1 protein-coding gene is annotated in these 365 nt (G+C 46.6%); it reads left to right on the forward strand.

The genetic code is table 11. The features are described 5' to 3' along the window. On the forward strand, positions 1 to 365 hold a 365-nt coding region (locus tag OQ268_RS17820; RefSeq protein ID WP_265858175.1), incomplete at both ends, for a tandem-95 repeat protein.

The following is a 365-nucleotide window of genomic DNA, read 5'->3' on the forward strand; positions in this document are numbered from 1 at the left end:
CGGTGAGCGGAAGCATCACAGCAAGCGAGGCAGACGGCGATCCTTTAACTTTCGCTACCACTACGCCACCAGCAAACGGAACGGTCGTATTGAATGCAGATGGAACTTACACTTATACACCAAAGGCCAACTTCAACGGAACCGATAGTTTTGTGGTAACCGTGAGTGATGGCAAAGGTGGAAGCACAACGGTAACCATTAACGTAACGGTAACACCAGTTAATGATGCTCCAGTAGCTACGACGCCAGTTAATATCAACACCAATAAAAACACACCAGTTAATGGAACTATCACTGCATCTGATGTGGATGGTGACCCATTAACCTATACAATTGCCACACCACCAGCTAATGGTACAGTTGTG

Origin of the sequence: Pedobacter sandarakinus (assembly GCF_026240095.1) — a bacterium.
Taxonomy (GTDB): Bacteria; Bacteroidota; Bacteroidia; order Sphingobacteriales; family Sphingobacteriaceae; genus Pedobacter; species Pedobacter sandarakinus.